The sequence below is a fragment of the Deinococcus deserti VCD115 genome, assembly GCF_000020685.1.
In the GTDB taxonomy this organism is placed as follows: Bacteria; Deinococcota; Deinococci; order Deinococcales; family Deinococcaceae; genus Deinococcus; species Deinococcus deserti.
Window position 1 is genome coordinate 275,639 of sequence record NC_012527.1, and the last position, 23,209, is coordinate 298,847.

General features: G+C 61.0%; 22 protein-coding genes. 16 read left to right on the forward strand and 6 right to left on the reverse strand.

All coding sequences use genetic code 11. The features are described from left to right. Positions 1–14 precede the first annotated feature (14 nt). From DEIDE_RS14530 to dgoD, 9 genes are all read left to right on the forward strand, one after another. Positions 15–1,283, forward strand: coding sequence for an ABC transporter substrate-binding protein (locus DEIDE_RS14530; RefSeq protein WP_012694733.1), 1,269 nt, complete (start codon positions 15–17; stop codon positions 1,281–1,283). Between the two features lie 78 nt (positions 1,284–1,361). Next, positions 1,362–2,282: a carbohydrate ABC transporter permease gene (locus DEIDE_RS14535; RefSeq protein ID WP_162485669.1), complete on the forward strand. Its 921-nt coding sequence runs from the start codon at positions 1,362–1,364 to the stop codon at positions 2,280–2,282. Next, positions 2,279–3,100: a carbohydrate ABC transporter permease gene (locus DEIDE_RS14540; RefSeq protein ID WP_012694735.1), complete on the forward strand. Its 822-nt coding sequence runs from the start codon at positions 2,279–2,281 to the stop codon at positions 3,098–3,100. Before DEIDE_RS14535 ends, DEIDE_RS14540 begins: the two co-directional genes overlap by 4 nt. Beyond that, a complete protein-coding gene (locus DEIDE_RS14545) occupies positions 3,097–4,554 on the forward strand; it encodes a gluconokinase (RefSeq protein WP_012694736.1) in 1,458 nt (485 codons plus the stop codon). Before DEIDE_RS14540 ends, DEIDE_RS14545 begins: the two co-directional genes overlap by 4 nt. After that, a complete protein-coding gene (locus tag DEIDE_RS14550; RefSeq protein ID WP_012694737.1) occupies positions 4,551–5,174 on the forward strand; it encodes a beta/alpha barrel domain-containing protein in 624 nt (207 codons plus the stop codon). The genes DEIDE_RS14545 and DEIDE_RS14550 overlap by 4 nt, the downstream gene beginning before the upstream one ends. Beyond that, on the forward strand, positions 5,171–6,109 hold the full coding sequence (locus DEIDE_RS14555) for a sugar kinase (RefSeq protein ID WP_012694738.1): 939 nt from the start codon (positions 5,171–5,173) through the stop codon (positions 6,107–6,109). Before DEIDE_RS14550 ends, DEIDE_RS14555 begins: the two co-directional genes overlap by 4 nt. Before the next feature lie 31 nt (positions 6,110–6,140). After that, positions 6,141–7,181 carry a mannonate dehydratase gene (uxuA, locus tag DEIDE_RS14560; protein ID WP_012694739.1) on the forward strand — a complete coding sequence of 347 codons (1,041 nt, stop codon included), beginning with the start codon at positions 6,141–6,143 and terminating at the stop codon, positions 7,179–7,181. Next, the gene (locus tag DEIDE_RS14565; RefSeq protein ID WP_012694740.1) at positions 7,174–7,803 is read left to right on the forward strand and encodes a bifunctional 4-hydroxy-2-oxoglutarate aldolase/2-dehydro-3-deoxy-phosphogluconate aldolase; all 630 of its coding nucleotides are present in this window, start codon (positions 7,174–7,176) and stop codon (positions 7,801–7,803) included. Before uxuA ends, DEIDE_RS14565 begins: the two co-directional genes overlap by 8 nt. Further along, positions 7,800–8,948: a galactonate dehydratase gene (dgoD, locus tag DEIDE_RS14570; protein WP_012694741.1), complete on the forward strand. Its 1,149-nt coding sequence runs from the start codon at positions 7,800–7,802 to the stop codon at positions 8,946–8,948. The genes DEIDE_RS14565 and dgoD overlap by 4 nt, the downstream gene beginning before the upstream one ends. Before the next feature lie 287 nt (positions 8,949–9,235). Here dgoD and DEIDE_RS14575 read toward each other — a convergent pair whose 3' ends face one another. Both DEIDE_RS14575 and DEIDE_RS14580 read right to left on the reverse strand, forming a co-directional pair. Further along, complete coding sequence (locus tag DEIDE_RS14575; protein ID WP_012694742.1) at positions 9,236–9,667, reverse strand: hypothetical protein; 432 nt, start codon at positions 9,665–9,667, stop codon at positions 9,236–9,238. A 46-nt stretch (positions 9,668–9,713) separates the two neighbouring features. After that, on the reverse strand, positions 9,714–12,221 hold the full coding sequence (locus tag DEIDE_RS14580) for a heavy metal translocating P-type ATPase (RefSeq protein ID WP_012694743.1): 2,508 nt from the start codon (positions 12,219–12,221) through the stop codon (positions 9,714–9,716). Between the two features lie 142 nt (positions 12,222–12,363). Here DEIDE_RS14580 and DEIDE_RS14585 point away from each other — a divergent pair, with 142 nt between their 5' ends. From DEIDE_RS14585 to DEIDE_RS19655, 3 genes are all read left to right on the forward strand, one after another. Beyond that, complete coding sequence (locus tag DEIDE_RS14585; RefSeq protein ID WP_012694744.1) at positions 12,364–12,567, forward strand: CopZ family metallochaperone; 204 nt, start codon at positions 12,364–12,366, stop codon at positions 12,565–12,567. 61 nt (positions 12,568–12,628) lie between these two features. After that, positions 12,629–12,892, forward strand: coding sequence for a metal-sensitive transcriptional regulator (locus DEIDE_RS14590; RefSeq protein WP_041227827.1), 264 nt, complete (start codon positions 12,629–12,631; stop codon positions 12,890–12,892). A gap of 201 nt (positions 12,893–13,093) precedes the next feature. Further along, positions 13,094–13,309 carry an efflux RND transporter permease subunit gene (locus tag DEIDE_RS19655; protein WP_041227756.1) on the forward strand — a complete coding sequence of 72 codons (216 nt, stop codon included), beginning with the start codon at positions 13,094–13,096 and terminating at the stop codon, positions 13,307–13,309. A gap of 193 nt (positions 13,310–13,502) precedes the next feature. On the opposite strand, the gene DEIDE_RS14600 is transcribed toward DEIDE_RS19655, so the two are convergent. From DEIDE_RS14600 to DEIDE_RS19245, 4 genes are all read right to left on the reverse strand, one after another. Next, positions 13,503–14,774 carry a glycerate kinase type-2 family protein gene (locus tag DEIDE_RS14600; RefSeq protein WP_012694747.1) on the reverse strand — a complete coding sequence of 424 codons (1,272 nt, stop codon included), beginning with the start codon at positions 14,772–14,774 and terminating at the stop codon, positions 13,503–13,505. A gap of 452 nt (positions 14,775–15,226) precedes the next feature. Beyond that, complete coding sequence (gene chrA, locus DEIDE_RS14605; protein WP_012694748.1) at positions 15,227–16,621, reverse strand: chromate efflux transporter; 1,395 nt, start codon at positions 16,619–16,621, stop codon at positions 15,227–15,229. 499 nt (positions 16,622–17,120) lie between these two features. Continuing rightward, complete coding sequence (locus DEIDE_RS14615; RefSeq protein WP_012694750.1) at positions 17,121–18,308, reverse strand: DUF3179 domain-containing protein; 1,188 nt, start codon at positions 18,306–18,308, stop codon at positions 17,121–17,123. A gap of 641 nt (positions 18,309–18,949) precedes the next feature. After that, the gene (locus DEIDE_RS19245) at positions 18,950–19,201 is read right to left on the reverse strand and encodes a hypothetical protein (RefSeq protein ID WP_162485671.1); all 252 of its coding nucleotides are present in this window, start codon (positions 19,199–19,201) and stop codon (positions 18,950–18,952) included. Between the two features lie 880 nt (positions 19,202–20,081). Between DEIDE_RS19245 and DEIDE_RS18725 the strand changes: the two genes are divergently transcribed. The 4 genes from DEIDE_RS18725 (at position 20,082) to DEIDE_RS14640 (ending at position 22,717) form a co-directional block, all read left to right on the forward strand. Continuing rightward, a protein-coding gene (locus DEIDE_RS18725) for an IS5-like element ISDds9 family transposase (RefSeq protein ID WP_162485672.1) occupies positions 20,082–20,866 on the forward strand; the annotation gives its coding sequence in 2 pieces (ribosomal slippage) (positions 20,082–20,430 and positions 20,430–20,866; 786 coding nt in all). A gap of 5 nt (positions 20,867–20,871) precedes the next feature. After that, positions 20,872–21,243, forward strand: coding sequence for a PH domain-containing protein (locus DEIDE_RS14630; protein WP_012694753.1), 372 nt, complete (start codon positions 20,872–20,874; stop codon positions 21,241–21,243). 225 nt (positions 21,244–21,468) lie between these two features. Continuing rightward, positions 21,469–21,933, forward strand: a complete 465-nt coding sequence (locus DEIDE_RS14635) for a MarR family winged helix-turn-helix transcriptional regulator (protein WP_012694754.1) — start codon at positions 21,469–21,471, stop codon at positions 21,931–21,933. 370 nt (positions 21,934–22,303) lie between these two features. Further along, entirely contained in the window at positions 22,304–22,717 is a 414-nt protein-coding gene (locus DEIDE_RS14640) for a hypothetical protein (protein ID WP_012694755.1), read from the forward strand. The last annotated feature ends 492 nt before the right edge of the window (positions 22,718–23,209 follow it).

The window sequence follows — 23,209 nt, forward strand, 5'->3', positions numbered from 1 at the left end:
TTAAAGGAGCTCCAATGCGTAAAGTCACCCTGTTTGCCCTGACTGCCATTCTGTCGATGAACGCCGCACAGGCCCAGAGCTTCAAATGGGATTCTGCCAAAGGCACCACCCTGCGGGTGCTGCTCAACCAGCACCCGTGGACCACGGCGATGCAGCCTTACTTTCCCGAATTTGAGAAGCTGACTGGTATTCGCCTGGTCACAGAAACCTACCCTGAAGCGCAGTTCCGGCAGAAGGTACTCGTGGAGCTCTCGACCGGAGGCCAGAACCTCGACGCGTTCATGATGTCACCCGGACAGGAAGGGCAGTTGTACGCCAGAAGCGGCTGGGTAGAGGATCTGGACAACTACGTGAAGAACAAGGCCATCACGGCCGGCAACTGGGGCTACAGCGACTTTTATCCGTCGGTCCTGAACTCCACCCGGTACGCCGGCGTGATGACAGGGGTGCCTATCCAGACCGAGACCACCATGCTGTTCTACCGCAAGGACCTGTTCCAGAAGCACGGTGTGGCTGTCCCGAAAACCCTCAAACAGCTGGAGGCAGCAGCCAAGGCCCTGAACGGCAAGGACGGCGTCGTGGGCATTGCCCTGCGGGGCAGGGGCTCGGCTGCAACCAGTCAGTTCGCCCCCTACATGTACGCTTACGGCAGCCAGTGGCTCAAAGACGGACAGGCCAATTTCACGGATCCGAAATTCGTGCAGGCCATGACCTACTACACCAACCTGCTACGGAACTACGGTCCGCAGGCTGCGGTCACCATGAGCTGGCCCGAAGTCACCAACCTGTTCTCTCAGGGCAAAGCCGCGATGTTTACCGACGCGAGCCTGTTCCGCTCCATCGTTGATGACCCCAAGAGCAGTTCCGTTGCCGGGAAGGTAGGCTTCGCGGCCATGCCGGGAAACAAACCCACGGTAACGACCTGGACGCTTGCGATCAGCAAGGGCAGCCGCAACAAGCAGGCGGCGTGGCTCTTCACGCAGTGGGCCACCAACCGTGAAAACCAGCTCCGCGTCCTGCTGAAGGATGTTCCGGCGGTCCGCCGCAGTGTCTGGAACGACCCAGCTTTCAAGCGGCAGGACAGCAGCCCCGAATGGACCCAGGCACACCTGGGCCAGCTGAACCGCGCCACGCCGTTGTGGAACCCTCCCGTCAGTCAGGTGGGCGAAGTGCGCGACGCCCTCGGGCAGGCCATCGTCGGCATTCTGCAGGGGGGCAACGCCACCGATCTGCTGAAACGCGCCGAGCAGGCCACCAACAACATCATCAGCAAAGAAAAGTAACCGTCAGCGCGTCTTGACCTGGACCGGCCCCGCCACCAGCGGGGCCGGGGTCCCTATGCCCATTTTTCAGAGGTGCTTATGAGTGTCGCCCCTATCCCTACCCCAACGCGTCGGCGCCCCCCGAACAGAAGTTTTTCCAGCTGGCTGGACCGCAATATCCGCTGGGTCTTCCCGATGCCGGCCCTGCTGGCACTCTTCGCCCTGACGATACTGCCGCTGATTTTCAACCTGGTGCTGAGCACCCAGGAGCGGTCCGTCAGTGACGCGCTGCCCAGCAGCTTTGTAGGCCTGGGCAACTATCTGGGCGCGCTGAAGGATCCGCGCTTCTGGAACTCGGTCAAGCTGATGTTTCAGTTCACGCTGATCGCGGTGCCGGTCCAGATGCTGCTTGGCCTGGGGCTCGCGCTGCTCCTGAACCGCACCATGCGCGCCTCCGGACTGATCCGGGCGGTGGTCCTGCTGCCCATGATCAGCACCCCGGTCGCGGTCGCGCTGATCTGGGCGCTGATGATGGACCCCAATCTGGGTGTCCTGAATTACTTCCTGCAGACCCTGGGGCTGGAACGGAGCTTATGGCTGGCCGACGTCCGGCTGGTCATTCCGGCACTGGCCATGGTGGACATCTGGCAATGGACGCCGCTGGTATCCCTCATTCTGCTGGCTGGTCTGCAGACCATGCCTGATGAACCGTTTGAGGCTGCGCGCATCGACGGCGCGTCACCCTGGCAGGTCTTCCGCTTTATCACCTGGCCGATGCTGCAGGCTTCAATCTTCGCAGCCCTGACGTTGAGACTGATCGACGCTCTGAAAACCTTTGACATCATTGAAGTGATGACGCAGGGCGGGCCTGGCAGCGCCAGCGAAACGCTCAACGTCTACGCCTATCACACCGGATTCGAATTCCTGAGGGTGGGGTACACCGCCGCACTTCTCTCGCTGCTGCTGGTGATTGTCGCCGTGGTCGCCGTGGGTGTCAACCTGCTGAGGAGGCGCGTGTGAGCAGCAGAGAGTCTCCACTCAAGCAACTGGTGCTGAACCTGCTTCTGGGTCTGGCGATCCTGGTGATGCTCTTCCCCTTCGTGTGGATGATCATGATGAGCCTCAAAACCCAGGTGCAGAACACGGCGGCCACCCCGGTATGGTTTTTCACCCCCGTGCTGGACAACTACATCAACGTCATTGAGCGCAACAACTTTCTGGTCTTTACCAAAAACAGCCTGATCGTCGCGCTGGCCGCGACAGTCATCGGAATGGTGCTGGGACTTCCCGCCGCCTACTCGATCGCCCGGTTCAAGCAGCGCGGACTGAGCCTGTGGATTCTGGTGAGCCGCATCATTCCGTACATCACCTTCCTGCTGCCTCTGTTCCTGGTGTTCACGAAGCTGAACCTGATCGGTTCGTTCACTGCCCTGATTGCCAGCCACCTGATCATCACCCTGCCTCTGATCGTGTGGATCACCATCGCCTTTTTCGAGGACATTCCCACCGATCTTGAAGAAGCAGCACTTGTCGACGGCTCCAGCCGCGCAGGAGCGTTTGTACGGATTATCCTTCCGCTGGTGGCTCCAGGCGTGATCACGGCGGGAATTCTGGCCATGATCTTTTCCTGGAATCAGTTCCTGTTCAGCCTGATCCTGGGCGGTCCGAACACCAAGACCGTTCCGGTCGCCGTATTCAACTTCCTGAGCTACGGAAGCCAGGATTACGGCGCGATTGCCGCCGCCGCCGTGCTGATCACCCTTCCAATTATCCTGCTGTCCCTGACCGTCCAGCGCTATATCGTCAAAGGCCTGACCGCTGGAGGCGTCAAAGGATGAGGGCCGTGCACGCCCCGCCTCCGGTCGTGCTGGCCCTGGATCTGGGCAGCAGCAGCGTCAAGGGCGCCGCGTTCGACATCCACGGCCGCGTCCTGGCTGGTCTGGAAGCCCACGAGAACGTCTCATTGCACTACGCCGCTGGTGGCGCTGCTGAGGTGCCGCTCGCGGACTTGGTGGCCGCTGCGGAGGCGGTGCTTGACCGGCTTCATGGACGGCTGGGCAGCCGGTCCGTCCTGGCTGTGGCCATGACCTCCATCGCGAGCAGCCTTGTGGCGCTCGACGCGCGGGGCGAACCGGTGGGTCCGGTCCTGTCCTACGCTGACACCCGCTCTGCTGGTGAGGTGAGGGCCGTTGAGACCCTGACCTCCCGGGAAGAGACCGGCTGTCCGGCCTTCAGTGCTTACTGGCCCGCACAGGTGCGCTGGTGGCAAGGAGCCCACCCGGAATTGCCCGCCGAGCACTTCTGCTCGGTGCCGGATTTCCTGCTGATGCGCTGGACGGGAGAGCTCGTGACGAGCTACTCGCTCGCGTCCTGGACTGGCCTGCTGGACCGGGAAACCCTCGACTGGAACATGCGGGCGCTGAGCACGGCGGGCTTGAGCGCGGCTCAACTGCCCCGGCTCGGTGACCATGACACCCGGCTTACCCTGCAGTCCCGCTGGACGGACCGCTGGCCCAAACTCGCGGGCGTGCCCTTTCATCCAGGCGTGGCCGACGGCGCCACCGCCAATGTTGGGAGCGGCGCACTCACCCCGGGGCGCCCTGCCATCACGATTGGCAGCACCAGTGCCGTCCGCCTCGCTGTGCAGGGCGCGCCACCCCCGATCCCGTCGGGGCTGTGGTCCTACCGCATTGACCGGAACACCCACCTCCTGGGCGGAGCACTGACAGAGGGTGGCAACCTCTACTCGTGGCTACAGTCGACGCTTCGCCTGGACCGGCGGCTGGATGAAGAGCTGCTCGGCATGGCCCCGGGCGCTCACGGCCTGACCTTTGTGCCTTCGCTGGGCGGCACCCGCAGCCCCGATTACGATCCACACGCCCGCGGAACGCTTCACGGTCTGAGTTATGCCACCACACCTGCACAGATCACGCGGGCTGCTATGGAAGGAGTGGCCTGCCGCCTTGCGAACGTGGCGTGGCGCCTGCCGGTCAGTGATGACGCCCTGTTTGTCGCCAGTGGCCGGGCCCTGCTTGCTTCGCGGGCGTGGCCGCAGATGCTTGCCGACGCCCTGGGCCGGCCGCTCCTGCTCGAAGACATCCGCGCCGGAGCCAGCGCCCGGGGCGCGGCCCTGCTGGCCTTACGGGCCCAGGGGGTAGAAATTTCCACCGACCCTGTCGCGCAGCGCGTGGTCGAGCCGGTGCCTGCACATCACGAGGTCTACCGCACAATGTGCGCCCGAATGGACCGGCTGACCCGGCTGATGCGCGAGGATGAGGAGCTGGTCTCGTGAGCCGCCTGCTCACCGCCCTGACCCGGGACCATGTTCTTCCCCTCTTTACTCCGGATGACTTGCCAGTAGCCCGCCAACGCCTGAACGTGCTCCAGGCTGCTGGCCTGGAAGCGGTCGAGCTTACCGCCCGTAATCCAGCCGCCCAGACACATTTCACCAGCCTGAAAGGCGAGTTCCCGGAGCTGATGCTGGGTGCGGGCACCATTCTGGATGCCGGGACGGCGCGGGCGTTCATCGCGCAGGGAGCCACGTTTATCGTGGGCCCCTGCCTGGTGCCGGAGGTCGCTGCCGTGTGCCGTGACGCGGATATTCCCTACCTGCCGGGAGCAGGAACGGTGCGTGAAGTGGTGGAGGCCCAGACTGCCGGGGCAAGTGTCGTGAAGCTGTTTCCAGGCGAGGTGCTGGGCCCGGCCTTCGTCCGGGCGTTGCGTGGCCCGCTGCCTGGCGCCAGGGTGCTTGTGACAGGAGGCGTGGCCCCGACGGTGGAGGGTGTCAGGGAATGGCTGAATGCCGGCGCGCTTGCCGTCGGGCTCGGGAGTGCACTGTTCCGTCTTCCCGACGACGAGTGGCCACTGCGCCTGAAGACGCTGCTTGCCTTTACCCGGGAGGTTTCCACATGAGCGAAGGCGGAGTCCTGACTTTTGGCGAGGCGCTGCTGAAACTTGCCCTGCCCCAGGCACACCGGATTGAAGACATGAGGGCCATTCGGGCCGAGTGCGGAGGTTCAGAACTGAACGTCGCGGCGGCCTTGCGCGCCCTGGGCCGTCCAGCAGCGTGGATCAGCGCGTTGCCGGACGGCCCGCTGGGTGACTGGGCACGCGCGCAGGTCCGCATGCTGGGCGTTCAGGATTTCAGTGTCGAACGTTCCGGACGCTTGGGGTCATTCTATCTGGAGGACCATCACCCGCCCCGTCCCAGCCGCGTCATCTATGACCGGCAGGGCACCGCGTTTCAGGCCCTGACTGCCGCTGACCTGAGCCCATCCTGGCTGACTGGCCAGGTGGCCTTTCACGTCAGCGGCATCAGTCTTGCGCTGGGACCGGGCCCACAGGAGCTCGCGCTGGCGCTGGTCACAGCCGCCCGCGAACGTAAAGTCCTGGTGTCCTTTGACGTGAACCACCGGCGCAAGCTGCTGCCTGACGCGGCGGCTGTGCAGACGTACGGTCCCGCCGCGCGGCATGCCGACGTGATTTTCGTCGCGCAGCGAGACGCGGGTCTGCTGGGTGGGGTGTCCGACCTGCGGGCCCTCAACCCACGTGCCCTGCTCGTGGTCACCTGCGGTGCCCAGGGCAGCCAGGCCCACCTGCCGGGCGGCGAAATTGTTCATCAGCCCGCCTTCGCGGCCGCCGGTCCTGGCCGGGTAGGACGGGGAGACGCCTTTGCCGGCGGCTTCCTGCATGCCTGGCTGGGACAAGCCACACCTGCTCAAGCGCTGCAGTTCGCCTCGGCGTGTGCGGCGCTGAAAACCACGCTTCCGGGTGATCAGCTGCACGTCAGTGACGGTGACCTGAAGGCGGTCCTGGCTGGCAGTGAAAGCGGCGAGCCGCTCCGATGACGCCTTACGACCTCAAGGAAGGACAGATCCCATGCAGATGACCATGCGCTGGTTCGGCCCGGCTGACCCGGTCCCCCTTTGGAAACTCCGGCAGGTCCCCAACCTGACCGGTATCGTGAGTGCCTTGCATGACGTGCCTCCCGGGGTGCCCTGGACGCGTCCGGACGTTGCCGCCCTGCGTGCGCAGGTGGAATCCGCTGGACTGCAGCTGAGTGTCATCGAGAGCATTCCTGTCCACGAGGACATCAAACTCGGCAATGCGCACCGCGACGGACGTATCCAGGCGTTTATCTCATGTCTGGAAGCGGTCGCCGCCGAGGGCATCCGGGTGGTCTGCTACAACTTCATGCCGGTGTTCGACTGGACCCGCACAGATCTCGCCATGCGGCTGCCGGACGGCAGCACCACCCTCACGTTCCGCCAGGCGGACGTCGACGCCACACCAGGGGATGAGCCTCCTGCACTTCCAGGTTGGGCAGAAGCTTACACGGTGCAGGAACTTCAGGCGCTGCGTGCGGCGTACACGGACATCGATGCCGCGAAGCTCAGGGCCAACCTGGCTTACTTCCTGCAGGCCGTGGTCCCGGAAGCGGCGCGGCTGAACGTCAAACTTGCGATTCACCCGGATGACCCGCCCTGGCCAGTGCTGGGCCTGCCACGTGTGGTAAGCACGGCGGACGATCTGGAGTTCCTGCTGAACGCTGCGCCGGACGAGCACAACGGCCTGACGTTCTGTACCGGCTCGCTCGGCGCGTGGTCAGGCCATGATCTTCCTGCCATGGTGGACCGCTTCGCAAACCGCATTCATTTTGTGCACGCGCGTAATGTGCGCCGGATCGCAGAGCGGGATTTTGACGAGGTGGCCCACATCAGCGCTCATGGAAACGTGCAGCTGGCCAAGACAGTGATGAAGCTCGCGCGCCTGCGCCCCGGAGTCCCGATTCGCCCGGACCATGGCCGGATGATCTGGGGCGAAACCGGGCGGCCCGGCTACGGTCTGTACGACCGGGCACTGGGTGCAACGTACCTGCAGGGCCTGATTGACGCCGTGGAAGAAAGCGCGCATGCCTGAGCTGTCCGAACTGCTTGGCCAGCACCGGTTGCTGGCCATCCTGCGCGGGGTGCCTGCTACGCACGCACCGCGTCTGGTGGAGACGTTGCACGAGGAAGGGATCAGGCTGTTCGAGGTGGCGCTCAGTGACGCGCATGGACTCGAAGCCCTCCGTGCTGTCCGGGCGGCTCTCGGACTGGAGCTGCCGTTGGGCGCCGGTACGGTGGTCACCTCTGAACTGGCTGCTCACGCTCAGGACGCGGGCGCAGATTTTCTGGTTACGCCGCATGTCGTGCCGGAGGTTGCGGCAGCGGCCCACGAGCGTGGGCTGGGATTGCTGATGGGCGCCCTGACGCCCACCGAAATCGCCCAGGCGCTTGCGCTTGGCAGCGCTGCCGTGAAGGTATTTCCCGCCGGCATCCTCGGTCCGGAGTACCTGCGGCAGCTGCGCGGCCCCTACCCGCAAGCTCCCCTGATCGCTGTGGGAGGCATACACGCGGGGAACGTCTCTTCCTACTTCGCCGCCGGAGCGAATGGAGCGGGTGTGGGCGGCGCCCTGACCCGAACAGACTGGACTGCACCGGACTGGGATGCGGTAAGACAGCAGGCACAGCATCTGGTGGCTGCCGGGAGGACCCTATGAAAATCACCCGTCTCGAGTCGTTTCTCGTACCGCCCCGGTGGCTGTTTCTCAAGATCGAAACGGATGAAGGCGTCAGCGGATGGGGCGAGCCGGTGGTGGAGGGGCGTGCGCACACCGTGCAGGCTGCCGTGAACGAGCTGGCCGATCTGATTGTCGGGCGGGATCCAGGACGCATCGAGGACCTCTGGCAACTGATGCACCGGGGCGGCTTCTACCGCGGTGGGGCCGTGTTCATGAGCGCCATTGCCGGGATCGATCAGGCACTGTGGGACATCAAGGGCAAGGTCTTTGGCGCGCCCGTACACAGCCTGTTGGGTGGACAGTGCCGTGACCGGATGCGGGTGTACTCCTGGATCGGAGGCGACCGGCCTTCCGATGTGGCTGCGGCAGCCCACGCCGCGATGAGCGCAGGGTTTACGGCGATCAAAATGAATGCCACCGAGGAAATGACGTACCTGGACGTCCATTCCAAGATCGACAGCGTGCTGAACCGGGTGCAGGCTGTACGCGACGCGACCACGCCGGACTTTGGCATCGCTGTGGACTTCCACGGTCGCCTTCACCTGCCGATGGCGCGGGTGCTGGCCCGGGAACTTGACCCTATGCGCCTGATGTTTATCGAAGAGCCGGTGCTGAGTGAAAACATTGAAGCTCTGCGGGAGATCCGGCGTGTCACCACTACGCCTCTGGCGCTCGGCGAACGGCTGTACTCCCGGTGGGAATTCAAGGCAATGCTGCACGAGGGCCTGGTGGACGTGATTCAACCGGACCTGTCGCACGCAGGAGGCATCACGGAGTGCCGCAAGATCGCGTCGATGGCCGAAGCCTATGACGTCGCTCTCGCCCCGCACTGCCCCCTGGGCCCGATTGCGCTGGCCGCCTGCCTTCAGGTGGACGCTGTGGCACACAATGCTGCGATTCAGGAGCAGAGCCTCGGGATTCATTACAACCAGGGCAGTGACCTGCTCGATTACGTGAAAGACAAGAGCGTCTTCCAGTACGCGGACGGATACGTGGGTCTTCCCCAGGGTCCGGGGCTGGGGATAGAGGTGGATGAGGATTTCGTGCGCGCTCAGGCTGCCACGGAGCATCGCTGGCGCAATCCACTGTGGCGGCACGCGGACGGCAGTGTTGCAGAGTGGTAAGTCAGCCTCTTTTCTCGTGCTGAGCGTGCCGGCAACGCTTTGCCGAGACATGGCCCGGTCGCTGGGTTCCAGGACCTTCCATGTCGCCTGTACGCGTAGGGAGATCCCATATACGACCAGCGGTTGAGGCCAGCGGCATCCTTCAAGGCACTGCCACCTCAAGACAAGGGGAATAAAAGGGTCAGGCAGACCGCCCTGCGATCTGCCTGGTCTCGCGCGACGATCAGCTCCGGTTCATCATCGTTTGCTGGAGCCGGCCAACCGGCTGAACAACCCTCCTGGAGGCTTCACTTCGGGTTAGTGGTCATTTCCTGCGGCCGGAGTGTTTCAGCGAGGTCCACAAGAAGTTCCTGGGCACGCTCATAACCGGGCCTGAGGTAGACCATGGCAAAGGTCGTCCAGTCCTGCACCGCCCCAACTTCCTGATCGTTCTCCCGAAGTTTCAGGTGCGGATACACGCCGTACTCGACGTAGCAGTCGTATCTGTCGGCGACCTCTTCCAGGCGCCTGGTGTTCTCGTCGGTCCAGCTCAGAACGTACGGCAGGGCAAAGCACGGCTTTCCGCAGCTGCCCCCCAGGCCGACGAGCGGGAAGCCCGCCACACTAGGGGTCTCGTCGCGGGTCCGGACACGTTCGAGAAACGCCTGACGGTCACGCGCGACATCACGGTTGGGCAGCTTCTGAGCAGCGATCCAGGGGCCTACAGTCAGTTTGGTCATCAGATGTCCTTTCAGGAGAGGGGGCGTGCCCCGGCAGAGCCATTATTCAGGCGTGGAGAGGAGAAGACGCAGGCGTGTGTGCGGGCACGTGGTCTGGCCGGACCGGCGGGCGGAAGCCGCGCAGGCGAAGCGCATTGGTCAGCACAAAGACACTGGAAAATCCCATTGCTGCGGCGGCCAGGACCGGACTGAGCAGCCAGCCGAACGTAGGGTAGAGCACACCCGCCGCCACTGGTATCAGGATGACGTTGTACGCGAAGGCCCAGAACAGGTTCAGGCGGATATTGCGCAGGGTCGCCCGTGAAAGCGCGTAGGCGTTCGGTACACCACGCAGGTCGCCGCTCATGAGGATCACGTCGGCGGTCTCCACGGCTACGTCAGTACCGGTGCCGATTGCCAGACCAACATCGGCCTGGGCCAGGGCGGGCGCGTCGTTGATGCCGTCACCTACGAAGGCCACCTTGTGCCCCTGGGCCTGAAGGGCTTTCACCGCGTCGCTCTTGCCGCTGGGCAGCACTTCTGCAAGGACCTCGTCGATGCCCAGTTGCCGCGCGATGGCGTGGGCGGTGCGCCCGTTGTCGCCGGTGATCATCGCGACCTTCAGACCCTGGCGGTGCAGTGCACGGACCGCTTCGAAGCTGCCTTCCTTGATCGGGTCTGCCACCGCAATGATGGCTGCAAGCTGCCCGTCGATGGCGGCGTACATTGGGGACTTGCCTTCGTCACCCAGCTGATGAGCCTGCGCGGTAAAAGCTCCAGTGTCGAGGCCAAGCCGGGTCATGTACCGGTCGGCGCCGATCTGCACCAGGTGTCCTGCCACACGCGCTTCCAGACCAAATCCCGGTACGGCTTCAAAGTGGTCCGTTGTCAGAGGGGTAATTCCTTCACGCCTGGCCGCCTCGACAATCGCCTGGGCGATGGGATGCTCACTTTGCGCCTCGGCGGCCGCGACAAGACCAAGGACCTGCTGGCGGTCAAATGCTGGGGTGGTCACCAGATCAGTGAGTTCAGGCCTGCCCCTGGTCAGCGTGCCTGTTTTATCGACGGCCACCACCTGAACACCCTGAAGACCTTCAAGCGCCGATCCGTTGCGGAACAGCACGCCCAGCTCCGCAGCCTTGCCGGTGCCGACCATGATGCTGGTGGGTGTTGCAAGGCCCATGGCGCAGGGACAGGCAATGATCAGTACCGCGACCGTGTTGACCAGCGCGAAGCTCAGGGCGGTCTGCCCACCAAAAATCATCCACAGCACGAAGGTCAGGGCTGCGATCCCCAGCACGACAGGTACGAAGACACTGACCACCTTATCGGCCAGCCCCTGAATCGGAGGCTTGCTGCCCTGGGCCGTTTCGACCAGCTTGATGATCTGGGCCAGCGCGGTATCAGCACCGACCCTGGTGGCTTTGAACGTAAGGGCCCCATTCTGGTTGATGGTGCCGCCTACGACGCTTGAGCCAGCCTGTTTGTTCACAGGGACGGGCTCGCCGGTGATCATGCTCTCGTCGACAAAGCTGTTGCCGCCCGTAACTTCACCGTCCACCGGGATTTTCTCGCCGGGGCGCACCGCCAGCAGATCGCCTATCAGGACTTCATCGGTGGGAACTTCGTGTTCCTGCCCCTGCCGGACAACACGGGCGGTTTTGGGCTGCAGGGAGAGCAGCTTCTTCATGGCTTCGCTGCTGCGTCCCTTGGCGATGGCCTCGAAGTATTTGCCCAGCAGAATCAGGGTGATGACAACAGCGCTGGCCTCGTAATACACGTGCGCGGTGCCTTCAGGGAAAATCTGAGGTGCGACGGTCACCAGCAGGCTGTAAAAGAACGCGGCGGAAGTACCGATCATGACCAGGCTGTTCATGTCAGGTGAACGGTGCGTCAGGCTTTTCCAGCCGAGACGGTAAAAGCGCAGACCGGGACCGAACTGGACGGGAGCGGCGAGCGCCAGCATGATCCAGTTCAGCGTGCCCATGTCCACGTAACCCGTCAGCCACATATGAAAGGGCATATACAGCATCGGCACCATAGCCAGCAGCAACAGCGGAACAGCGAAAACGGCGCTGAAGATGACGGCGCGGCGCAGTCCCTGAACTTCCCGTTCCCGGACTTCGCGTTCCTGGTCTGTGCGGTCTTTCCCAGCCTCGTTTTCGAGGATCTCGTAGCCGGACGCTCGCACGGCGGCCTTGAGCTGCCCGGGGCTGACGCTGGCCGGCAGGTACCGGATACTCGCCCGCTCGGTAGCAAGGTTGACGTTGGCTTCCAGCACTCCATCGACCTTTTTCAGAGTACGTTCGACGCGGCCGACACAGTTGGCGCAGGTCATGCCCTGCACGCCGAGTTCAAGCGTCCCCACCACAGGCTCGTAACCAATCGCCCTGACCTTGTCCATCAGCGCCTGGGGACTGGTTTTCTCGGGGTCATACGAGACGGTGGCGCGTTCGGTGGCCAGGTTGACGGTTGCCTGGTCGACACCCTCAACCTTGCTTAGTCCACGTTCGACGCGGCCGACACAACTGGCGCAGGTCATGCCCTGCACGCCGAGTTCCACTGTTTTGGTCATGGTCTCTCCTATCCCCCTCCGGGGGGTACGGATCAAGCATACGCTGGATTCGGAGTATGAACAAGGTTCTGTGACGACGCAGGGCTTCAAGCATGCGATCCTTCATCTTGACATCCCCCCCGCCTGGGTCTACCCTGTTGACATGACAACTGAACTGATTGTGAGTGGGATGACCTGCGGACACTGCGAAACGGCCGTGAAAAATGCGCTCAAAGACGTTCCCGGCGTTCAGGACGTCCGCGTTGACCTGAAAGGTGGCACGGCTGCTGTAGAGGGCGACGTGGACGCCCAGGCCCTGATCGCGGCCGTCACTGAGGAAGGATACGGCGCGCAGGTCTGTCAGTAACGTGACGGCCGCGAAGGACAAAACCGCAGCGTGCCACACGCCGGCTGCAGGGCATCTGTGCATGCCCGAAGATTCCCGTAAGCGTGCAGCGCGGCGGCTGAAAATCGCCCGCGGCCACCTCGACAGCATTGTAACCATGCTGGAAAAGGATGACGCCTACTGCGTGGACGTGCTGCGGCAGCTCAAGGCAGTGCAAGGCGCCCTGAGCGGAGCGGGCGAGGTTGTTCTTCGCGGCCACCTTGAGGCCCATGTTGCCACTGCCTCGACCCGGGGCGACAGTGTCGAAATAGTCGAAGAGCTGATGGAAGCGCTCAAGTACACCTGAGCGCTTCAGGAACTACCGTGCAGGGACATGTCTTCGGAGGTGTCCCTGCCGCATTTCTCTCAGCTTGACGCGGTTACACCCACTGGCCCGAGGAGCCAGAGGCTGACCTACTCACTATCCAGATGTAGCTCAATGCCGTGCCGAACCTCAGGCTTTGACACAGCGTTAGCCCTGGCGGCGAGTGCAGCTCTGGGTATCGTGATGACTGCCCTGGCCACCATCTTTGCTCTGGTTCCTCTTGCCCTGGGGCTCTCCGAGAGCGCGGGCATTGTAGGACAGCCGCTGGCGATTACCGTTATTGGTGGGCTGACATCTTCCACCGTACTGACCCTGGCGGTCGTTCCAGCCCTCTATCTGGTGCTGCAGGGCAGACGGCAGGAACGAATTCGCGAGCGCCGCACGAATCCTGCGTCCTGAGCCATAACCATAGTCAGACACGAAGTGGCCTCCCTCGGAGGCCACCTCGTGTTTTATCCCACTGCTTCCCTGCATCTGAAAGCGTGCGGAAAGGCTGCAATTGTGACGGTCCAGTCGCGACTATTCGTGGGGTGAATCCCTGAACTTCCAAGCAGAAAGCCTGCAGCAAAGACCCATACAAACCGTATCCGGATCAGCTGCCCTCCAGGGCCGGGCGAAGGATGCACCGGAAATCGTTGACATTGGTTCCTGTCGGTCCAGTCTGAACCAAATCGCCGAGGGCCTCAAAAAACGAGTGTGCATCACTGCCTTCCAAGGCGGCGCGCGGGTCGAGTCCAAGTGCTGCGGCTCGCTCGAGTGTATCCGGGGTCACCACAGCGCCGGCTGCTGAGCTGCTGCCATCAATGCCGTCAGTGTCGGCAGCCAGAGCGTACACATCAGGGTCTTCGAGGGCAAGTGCCAACAGGAATTCCAGGTTCCGTCCACCACGCCCGGCCCCGGCACGCACGACTGTCGTGGTCTCTCCACCACTCAGTATCGCAGCGCCGGGCTTGAGAAGCCGGGCTTCACGGGCATGTTCGGCCGCAGCCTGGCGTGCGTCGCCGGTGACATCATCGCGCCAGATGCGCGCTTCCCAGCCGGAAAGGTGCAATGCAGCAGCGCCAGCGCCCAAGGCCACCGGTCCACTGGCAATCACTCGGTTTTCCACGCGTGCAAACGCCGGGTCGCCATATGTGGGCGTTTCCGGCCAGTCGCCCCGGCGGCCTTGTGAAAGGTGCTCGCGGGCTTCGGGAGCCTGAAGCCCGTAGCGGTCCAGGACAGCCAGGGCATCGGCGTAGGTGCTTGGGTCCGGCGCGGTTGGACCGCTGGCGATCACGGACAGGTCATCGCCCACCACGTCGGACACGATCAGGGACACCACCCGGGCGGGAAAGGCAGCGGCGGCAAGCTGGCCCCCCTTGATGCGCGAAAGGTGCTTGCGAACCGCGTTGATCTCATGAATGCTGGCGCCGCAGTGCAGCAGGGCGCGGGTGAGCTGCGCCTTCTGCTGCAGCGTGACGCCCTGAGGGGCACACATCAGCGAGGACGCTCCTCCGGAGATCAAGCACAGCAGCAGGTCCTCAGGGCGCAGGTTCTGCACTGCCTGAAATGCGGCTTTGCCAGCACGTACGCTGGCCTCGCCCGGCTCAGGGTGGGTGCCGGCCATGACCCTCAGGTCCTGCACCGTGGCCGGAAGTTCCTCCTGCCGGGCGATCACCACGCCACTGACCGGTCCACCTAAGCGGTTGCGGACTTCCTGCGCCATGCTGATTGCTGCTTTTCCGGTGCTCAGGATGACCGTGCGCCCGGAGCACTCTGGCAGCGCCACATCCCGGATGGCCTGTGACGGATGTGCAGCCTGCACCGCCGCCTGAAAGGCAGCGAACAGGGCGGCCCGGAAACGGTCGGAGGCAGCACGCCTCATACAGACAACCTGACTGATAGACCGTGATCGGCCTGAACCCCAGATCTGTGGGTGGCACCTTCTGCCGCTCTCAGGTTCTGGGGCATCACGCGTTCAAGAAGAGAAAGAAAGGTGTGTAGCAACGCTCCCCCTGACCTGTCGGCCGCCAGTTCGTGGGCGGCTCGCGCAGCGTATTCACGTTCAAGTGGGGAGCTGACATCAGGACAGTCCTCCTGGCCAAAGTCTTTGTACTCTCAGCATAACCCTCGGTACCCGGATGGCCGGGCTGCTGCACTTGGCTGAATGGACCAGTTGGAGTGTGCCAGCCCCCTTTCAGCGGACCTGTGTCTGTTATGGCAGAAGCCGGTTGACAGGGTGCGAATGGGTCCCTTCACATGAAGCGGAGTTGAGCGCCGGACAAGAGGAAAGTCATACGGGCAGAGCCTTAGACGGTTGAGCCGCGATGCCAGTCGTCACCCCCCACTCCGGGTCAGGAGGACAAAAGCCGCACCAAGAACCGTGGTCAGGGCCAGCGTGGGGATTGCGCCCAGCTTGAAGCGGAAGAGGGCGATCCCCGCGATGACGGCCAGTACCAGCGAAGGGATATTCAGGGTGCTCCAGTCCGGTGTGTACAGGCGCAGGGGTCCCAGGTGCGTCTCCCCCACCCTGGAGAACAGGGTATTGAGAGCAAACCACACACTGAGATTGAGGATGACGCCCACTACCGCCGCTGTAATAGCGGTTAAGGCGCCAGACAGGGCCTTGTTGCCACGCAACTGCTCGATATACGGAGCTCCCAGGAAAATCCACAGGAAACAAGGAGCGTAGGTTGCCCAGGTAACAACCACCGATGCCAGGATGCCTGCAGCCAGTGGAGTCAGGCCCTCAGGATCCCGGAAGGCGCCCATGAAACCCACGTACTGCACCACCTGGATCAACGGACCAGGAGTCGTTTCTGCCATGCCCAGACCGTTGAGCATTTCGCCCGGCTTGAGCCACCCGAAGACCTGCACAGCCTCCTGAGCCACGTAAGCCAGTACGGCGTAGGCACCGCCGAAAGTCACCACTGCCATCTGGCTGAAGAACTTGGCCATCAGCCAGAAGACGCTGCTAAAGCCGAACAGTGCTCCGACAAGCAGCAGAGGACCAAACCATGTGGCCAGTCCGATCGCAGTGATCCGAAAAAACCTGTTCCAGCTTGGAGTTACGCGGGTGGCGGTTTCTGCAGTGATGACGGCGTCCCTGACCTCCTCTCCGTGTGCACTGCTGCCGTGCCCGCCGTTTCCCTGAAACACCTCTGGACGCACCCGGCTGCCGAAATACCCGATCAGGCCTGCTCCAAGAACCACGAGAGGAAACGGCACGTTGAAGAAGAAGATGGAAACGAACGCCACTCCTGCGAGCACAACAAGAAGAGGGTGCTTCAGGGCCCGCTTTCCTATCCGGAGAACAGCGTCAAGGACGATGACCAGGACAGCGGCCTTGAGCCCGAAAAACACAGCCTGCACCAGTGTTGTTTCCTGGTAGAGCGCATAGATGATGCTAAGGATCAGGATGGAAATAAAGCCCGGCAGGACGAAAAGGCATCCTGCGACGATGCCTCCTTTCGTGCCGTTCAGCAGCCAGCCGATGTAGATGGCCAACTGCTGCGCTTCCGGGCCTGGCAGCAGCATGCAGTAGTTCAGTGCATGCAGAAAGCGTTCCTCACTGATCCAGCGTTTTTCTTCGACCAGAATGCGGTGCATCACCGCGATCTGCCCAGCAGGGCCCCCAAAGCTCTGAGCGGCAATGCGGGCCCAGGCGGCAGTCGCCTCCTGAAAGCTCACCTCGCGCGGATGAAGAACTGGCCTGTCAGGCAATTGGGTCACGGTCAACCTCTATCAGGGTGCACCATGTGCTGTCAAACACGGCTTTACCGTGTCCTGCGGGAAATTCGCCTGTCGACAGAGCCTGCTTCAGGGCGCCTGGCACAGTAGTGATACTGGGAACGCGCCCCACCCGTAGTCACGAGCCAACGTATTCCGCCGGGAGATTTTGTGGGCAGGCTCAGTCCAGACGCCGGAGGTTGGCCACTCCACCCCCGACTTCCTCAGGGATATCCCTTCACCCGGAAATGTCGAAGTGTCGGGAGGGCCTTGTTGGGTTAGCTCTGGACAGCTGATCACAGAAAGGAGCTGCGCAGGGATGACACATACTACCGACGCAGCCAGTCGAACAGCCAACGTGGCCCCAGACCAGTCCCAACCCAGGAACATGGCGCTGGCGTACCTCCAGAACCCCTTCACCACATCTCCGAGGTACATATCATCCATCAGTCCAGAACAAGCATGAAGATCTCGCGTGATCAGTGCTTTCCCCAGCTTCAGATCAACGCGGCAGATAAACTTCTGTCCGAGGTACGTAAGCAGCCCATGCAAACCAGAAATGATTCCCATGGGCAAAAGGCTTCAGGGCGGTGCCTCTCAGCGGCCCGTCGGTGGCACGTCCCGTCAGGGACCACGTGCTGCCTGTCTCCCGGTCACGGAAAGTGCCGTTTCTACTCTCGAACGTCAGATCACGTCCTCCGACTCGACGACTGAAGACGACCCCTGAGCCGACGTCACGGCCTTCGTTCACGCTTGTCGTATTCATAGCGCTTCGGGTTCCAGGAGCCCAGAACACGACAATGGCTATGGTGGCGATGTGGTCATTCACCACGCGCTGCTGTGCCAGGGTCCGAAAAGGATAGGCAGTATGCGCTTCACCTGCACTGACGGTCACGACCCGCTCCTTGGGCGCCAGACGACGGTCCAGCGGCCCCGAGTACAGAAACGGAGGCTCATCCACGTCGTCGTAGCCGACATAGGGGTTGCGGCCGTAGTCGCGGGTATACCCGGTTCGCCTGGAGAGCACCCGTGCCTGCGGCGCATCGCGGGCGGCCTCCGCAAATGACACGATCAGGCTTGGGTAGACCCGCAATTGCGTACCGGTGAGGGGGCCGACAATGCCACGACCCATCGCCTGATACCACAGCGAATGGGTAGCAGAGTCGAACATTACAAGATCACTTTTGTACAGCAGACCAGACACACCAAAAGTCACCAGCACGCGGCCATCTTTGACCTGGGGGTTTCCTTTCAGGCGGCGCAGCTGCTCCTGCCCTACCGGAATTCTGCGGTCGGCAACCAATGCCGTGTTGCACAGCGGACAGAAGGTCACAGCGACAGGAACCCTGCCCAGAGTCACGTTCGCAATCTCGTGCCATAACAGGACCTGTAGCGGAAAAATGCCTGTTTCGCCAGCAACCGTTACAAGAATTACGGGTTCACGTGGCTCCAGCCAGCTGCCGGCCGCCTTCACTGGTTCGAACTGTGCCGCCTTGGTATCGGGAAAGCCTTGCGAGTCTCCCTGAAATCCCAGCGGCGGAATGCCATTTGGAGGCGGGCCCCCAGAACGCAATTCCGTCAGGGGAACAGACGCAAATTGTGTCTGGACGCGAAGAGTATCTACCTGTTCAGGTTGTGCACTTGCCCCACTGAACGAAAGGGCAGCAATGGCAAGCAGTATTCTGAGCACGGTACCTCCTCGGACGGTGATGTCTGCCTGAGGCCGCAGCAGTTAGGCGCCAGGTACATCATCTCTTGTCATGACAATGACCCCGTGGCCTTGATAGATGTGTTGTCGCCGCAACATGGGCATCTTGGGAGATTCGCTTCGCAGTGTCCAGGCAACAGAATCTGGCCGTACATCTCAGATGCTCTGCGGCAGGACCAGCAGACGACTCTGGAGCCAGGTCTGTATAAAGCCTATGCTGGCTCACGGCAGCTGACAGTCATTAGGCGTATCAAGGCTCAGTCATTATTTCAGGGCTCATCACTTCATAGGAACTCATTCTCTATGCCCCTATCGAAGTAAAAGTGACAATCCTGTTGTGAGGTAGGTCAACTTTAGGTAGACGGATAGCGAACATATACTTAATTTTCAGGTTACAAATGATTCTCACTTCGAGAACGAACAGAGGTGTATATTTTTCACAACGAACCACGAAAAGTCTATGTAGATAGAAGTATTGATATCGCGAGCGTCCCGTAACCTACCCTGAATATCAATGCATCATCAAAAAATTCGAGCTTGTGGCAGAAGTCCTATAGATACGTTGGCGGGCGGCTTGTCTTTATCCCTGAAAGCTTAAGGCAGATCTTCTCAGTAAATGAGGTTCAGAAGTTTACTTCAGGATGCGCTGGGATATTCCTGCCCGATGGAATACCAGGATGCCTAGGCTCAGAGATTACCTCATGCACAGAGGTCACGATCTTTCTTTCCCAGGCAGAAGCTGGAACAGACTTTCTTGGAGGATGTTTCAGCGTCAGCTGACAAGTCGGTGGTGGAACGCGGCGGGGAATGAACAGGTACAGCAGCAGATCAAGCAGGCCGATGCCTACCACGACTGCCGTAAACAACATTTCCACTAGTGGAGTCTATGGCCGCCAGATGTGAGCAGAGATCTGACTTACAGATGCCCACCGGCTGTTCATGTTCCGTGCAAGCAATGCCTTGAAGACGCACCGTTTACTTTTTCCTGCGTGCTCGGAATAGACACAACGTTGTCTGTCAACCTGTTGGCGGGATCTGAGATTCCAGCCTCAGAATGTCCTGGCTACGTTGCTGATCTCGGTAACACTCAGAAATAAAGCAACGCATCCATTGACAACGGTATACGCGGGAATCCGTGAACCCGTGCGGTGGTTCGCCAGAGTGTTCAGGCGTCCGTATTCCCAGCGTAATACGGAGAAATAAGCGAGGACTACGGTCACTACGCTATAGCCTTTCAACACGGAAAACTAACTACGGGGCTTGCCCCTCTTCCTCCCGGCGCAGAGATGCCGAGTGCCTGGCCAATCTGCTGTGCCGGTGGCCACATCGCTGCGGATGCAGAGCACACGCTTAGGTGACCAGGTCATCTTGGGGCCGATCCAGTCAGGCGCCCAAGGCCATATAGGAATACTCAGGCAGTGCGAGTGACGCAGCAACAGGGTGGCAAAGTGCTGGTCGCGCCGTTCAATATGTCCGACGGTTGCATAGCAGTACTGGCTGATCCTACTTGCGCGACGTTCAGCATCATGGACCCTGCATCAATCTGATGCTGATGTCACGAGTCTGTTCTAGCGGATCGAACCTCTCAAGAAATTTCCTCAGGCTGCGCCCAAACCTTACCTGAAGTGCAATCAACATCTTCGTACGAAAACAGACAAAATGTAAATCGCAAACTTCGGCGGCATTCCAAAATAGATGTAGAGCCGATCCGGAAATTCAGTGACAGTGTGCCGCCCCAAGGGGCGGCACACTTCAATGATGCGGCTGACTGATCAGCAATGGACCGTTCTGGCGCCACTTCTTCCAAGGCCCGTCAAGCGCACCAGGCGAGGTCGTACTCGTCAACCTGACCGTGAGGTTCTGGAGGGGATTCTCTGGATCCTTCGTACGGGAGCGCAGTGGGACGCACTTCCCAAGGGCGAGTATCCGTCCAAAACCACCTGCCATGATCGTTTCCAGGAGTGGAACGAGCAGAACGTCTTCCCGACCGTCCTGTCCGCGTTGTACGAGTTAGGCGAGGAGGAGCACCTCCTGGACCTCCGGGAAGCCTTCATCGATGGGACCTTTAGCCCTGCCAAAAAAGGGGCGCGGACGTCGGGCCAACAAAAAAGGGCAAAGGCACCAAGGTGATGATCATGGTGGATGCGAGCGGCGTGCCGCTCGCCGTTCACACCAGCAGCGCCAGTCCAGCTGAGGTGACGCTCGTCCACGACACCCTGGAGGCTTCGTTCGGGATGGACTTTCCGAAGCGATTGATTGGGGATAAGGCGTACGACAGTGATGGCCTCGACGTAGAACTGGAGACACTTGGCATAGAGATGATCGCGCCCAATCGCAGGAATCGAAAGAAGACTCAGGATGGACGTCCTCTGCGCCGCTACCGACGACGGTGGAAGGTGGAGCGGACGATTGCGTGGTTACAGAGCTTTCGTCGGGTGCGGACGCGGGATGAGGTCAAGGCGCAGAACTTCCTTGGGATGGTTCAGCTGGCCTGCATCGTCATTCTGCTCCGCCTGGTCACAAGTCCACCTGTACCCTGAGATCTATGGAGTCCGTGGCTATTGGCTTGATTCTGCTCACCCTCCCCCCGCTGCTCTACATCGTCAGTCAGAAGACCGGAGTGAGGTACACCTGGACGCCGGATGCCCTCCAGGTGGATACCGGCTTGCGAAGATACATCTTTCCATATGCGACGACGACGGCCCGTCTCACCACGCAACCCCTGGGCTCCCGGATCTGGGGCACAGCAGTATCCGGGAGTGTGACGGGCCGTTATACCCTGGACAGCAGCACTGTTCAGGCCTTAGCTACGACCGCTCGCCCAGCACAGGCCCTGCTTCTAGAGGCTGGTCAGCAAACGTTCTATGTCACGCCAGAGAGGGCTGAGGAGTTCGCGGCGCGATTTTTAGCGAAATGAGCTACCGGGTGTGAACCTTGAATATCCGGATGGACTCTAGATGACACCCTATTCGTAAATCGGGTCCGTAATAAACTTCTGAGCCATGGGGAACCGTGTGACGCGTCTGACTCCCTGCAGCTGGGTTGCACTGAGCAACAGCGATTCCGTACGCAGCAATATTCAGGTCAGTGTTAGATAATGCAGGTGCGGCTGCGGATCCTCTTCCTGGCCGGTATACGCATTATGACCCAGAACCTAACAAAACCAGCCCTGCCCAAAGTTACCCTTGACCTCGAAGACCAGCTTTGCTTCGATCTGTATGCCGCAGCGCGTCTGATCACCAGTGCTCACCGGCCATTTCTGCTTCCACTGAACCTCACATATCCGCAGTACGTGGTGATGCTTACGCTGTGGCAACACGGCCCGCAAACCGTCACCGAGCTTGGTGAGTATCTTCACCTGGACTCCGGCACTTTGTCTCCTCTGCTTAAACGACTCGAAACCACAGGGTACGTCACGCGTTCGAAAAGCGCTCTGGACGAACGTGCGACCATTATTGAGCTTACGCCAGCAGGAGCAGCACTAAAGGAGCGGGTGACTGATGTACCTTCAGCCGTTGCGTGCCAGGTGGGACTTAAACCGGAGGAGAAGCAGAAGATGCAAGAGCAACTGCGGGCGATGATTGCCCGGCTGAGTGGCGATCGCTGACAGGTCAAGCGCAGCAGCGGCTCCTCGCTGGGCCTCTTTCCACCCCGCCTGATTCCTGACGTATGGGAATGCATGTAGAGATGATGCGAGACTCAGTGGAGTGATACGACCATTCTTTGGGCCTGGAAGACCGTGATTGATGGCTCTTGATAGTCCCGGACGCATTCAATGCACTTCCGGCCAAGGAAATGGAACTCCGTTTCGGGAAATAGGCAACGCCTTGCTGCACGGATCGCTGCCCACTCCGTTGACCCACATCCACTTTTCCCACTGGGTTTAGTCACAGGCTCCTGCCACAGGATTTTCATGCACAACCCTGATGCGTCAGTCGCCGGGCTTGGTTCAAGCCTGGAACATGTAGGTTGATGCCATGCGCCAGCAGGATTCCAGGACAGACGATCACCAGACTCAATTCGCCAATGCGTTGAAACAGCTTATGGTGGCGCATGGCCTCGGTTCAGTACGGGCAAGAGGAGACTCTGGTTTCCTGGGCCTGACTCCAGCGGGAAAATTCGAAACGACCGACCTGGCTTTCAAGTTTATGGCACCAGACGAACATCTGGCGGCAGCTCAGGCGCTGGGATTGCCAGCGCCGCAAATCGGGCCCAGCGGGAGATCAGCAAGACCTCAAGACATGGAGCGTTTCGTCCGAGCTACCGGCCAGCTCTTTGACGAATACGGCGTGATGAATCTGGAGTTCACCCGAGAAGCACTTCTGGGATTCAGAAAGACTGGCCATACGGTTGATTTTGTAGTGGAAGGCATCACGCTGACCCTCCGGTAGACCCCGGCCATTTCCAGCATCTATGAATCTTTTCTTTCATTCCGCTCTCTTGGCTCCCCGAGAAGATCCATGCCATCCCAAAGCCTCTTTTCCGCAAACGCGATCTGGATTTCTTGTACTTTTAGCTGTAGAACTGGTCCAGCGCGAAAAAACTTCGAAGGAAATTCGGTATCGATGAAGTCGTAGATACTCGATCTTTCAAAGCGAACGGCAGGGCTCGCAGGTCTTATGAATCGGAGGCGTCCGATTAGGGTAGCTCACACTATCGATACAGCGCAGCGCCAGCAGTAAATGCATCCTGAGCAAAGGTCTGGAGCGTTTCCAGGATAGGCCTACAGTTGCTGGCGCTTTCTCATGTCTCATGCTGGCGCCCAGATATACGAGGTGGCTTCCCTGTTAAGTCCGACGAGTGAATGAAACTATGAGATCTTGATAGGAGCTTATACGCGAAGCTGCAAGAGACCTGAAAGAGCATACCTACTAGATTCGTCG

Coding starts and splice junctions, on each gene's coding strand:
- DEIDE_RS14530 (WP_012694733.1), top strand. CDS start 15: ATGCGTAAAGTCACCCTGTTTGCCCTGACTGCCATTCTGTCGATGAAC.
- DEIDE_RS14535 (WP_162485669.1), top strand. CDS start 1,362: ATGAGTGTCGCCCCTATCCCTACCCCAACGCGTCGGCGCCCCCCGAAC.
- DEIDE_RS14545 (WP_012694736.1), top strand. CDS start 3,097: ATGAGGGCCGTGCACGCCCCGCCTCCGGTCGTGCTGGCCCTGGATCTG.
- DEIDE_RS14555 (WP_012694738.1), top strand. CDS start 5,171: ATGAGCGAAGGCGGAGTCCTGACTTTTGGCGAGGCGCTGCTGAAACTT.
- uxuA (WP_012694739.1), top strand. CDS start 6,141: ATGCAGATGACCATGCGCTGGTTCGGCCCGGCTGACCCGGTCCCCCTT.
- DEIDE_RS14565 (WP_012694740.1), top strand. CDS start 7,174: ATGCCTGAGCTGTCCGAACTGCTTGGCCAGCACCGGTTGCTGGCCATC.
- dgoD (WP_012694741.1), top strand. CDS start 7,800: ATGAAAATCACCCGTCTCGAGTCGTTTCTCGTACCGCCCCGGTGGCTG.
- DEIDE_RS14575 (WP_012694742.1), bottom strand. CDS start 9,667: ATGACCAAACTGACTGTAGGCCCCTGGATCGCTGCTCAGAAGCTGCCC.
- DEIDE_RS14580 (WP_012694743.1), bottom strand. CDS start 12,221: ATGACCAAAACAGTGGAACTCGGCGTGCAGGGCATGACCTGCGCCAGT.
- DEIDE_RS14585 (WP_012694744.1), top strand. CDS start 12,364: ATGACAACTGAACTGATTGTGAGTGGGATGACCTGCGGACACTGCGAA.
- DEIDE_RS14590 (WP_041227827.1), top strand. CDS start 12,629: ATGCCCGAAGATTCCCGTAAGCGTGCAGCGCGGCGGCTGAAAATCGCC.
- DEIDE_RS19655 (WP_041227756.1), top strand. CDS start 13,094: ATGACTGCCCTGGCCACCATCTTTGCTCTGGTTCCTCTTGCCCTGGGG.
- DEIDE_RS14600 (WP_012694747.1), bottom strand. CDS start 14,774: ATGAGGCGTGCTGCCTCCGACCGTTTCCGGGCCGCCCTGTTCGCTGCC.
- DEIDE_RS14630 (WP_012694753.1), top strand. CDS start 20,872: ATGGAGTCCGTGGCTATTGGCTTGATTCTGCTCACCCTCCCCCCGCTG.
- DEIDE_RS14635 (WP_012694754.1), top strand. CDS start 21,469: ATGACCCAGAACCTAACAAAACCAGCCCTGCCCAAAGTTACCCTTGAC.
- DEIDE_RS14640 (WP_012694755.1), top strand. CDS start 22,304: ATGCGCCAGCAGGATTCCAGGACAGACGATCACCAGACTCAATTCGCC.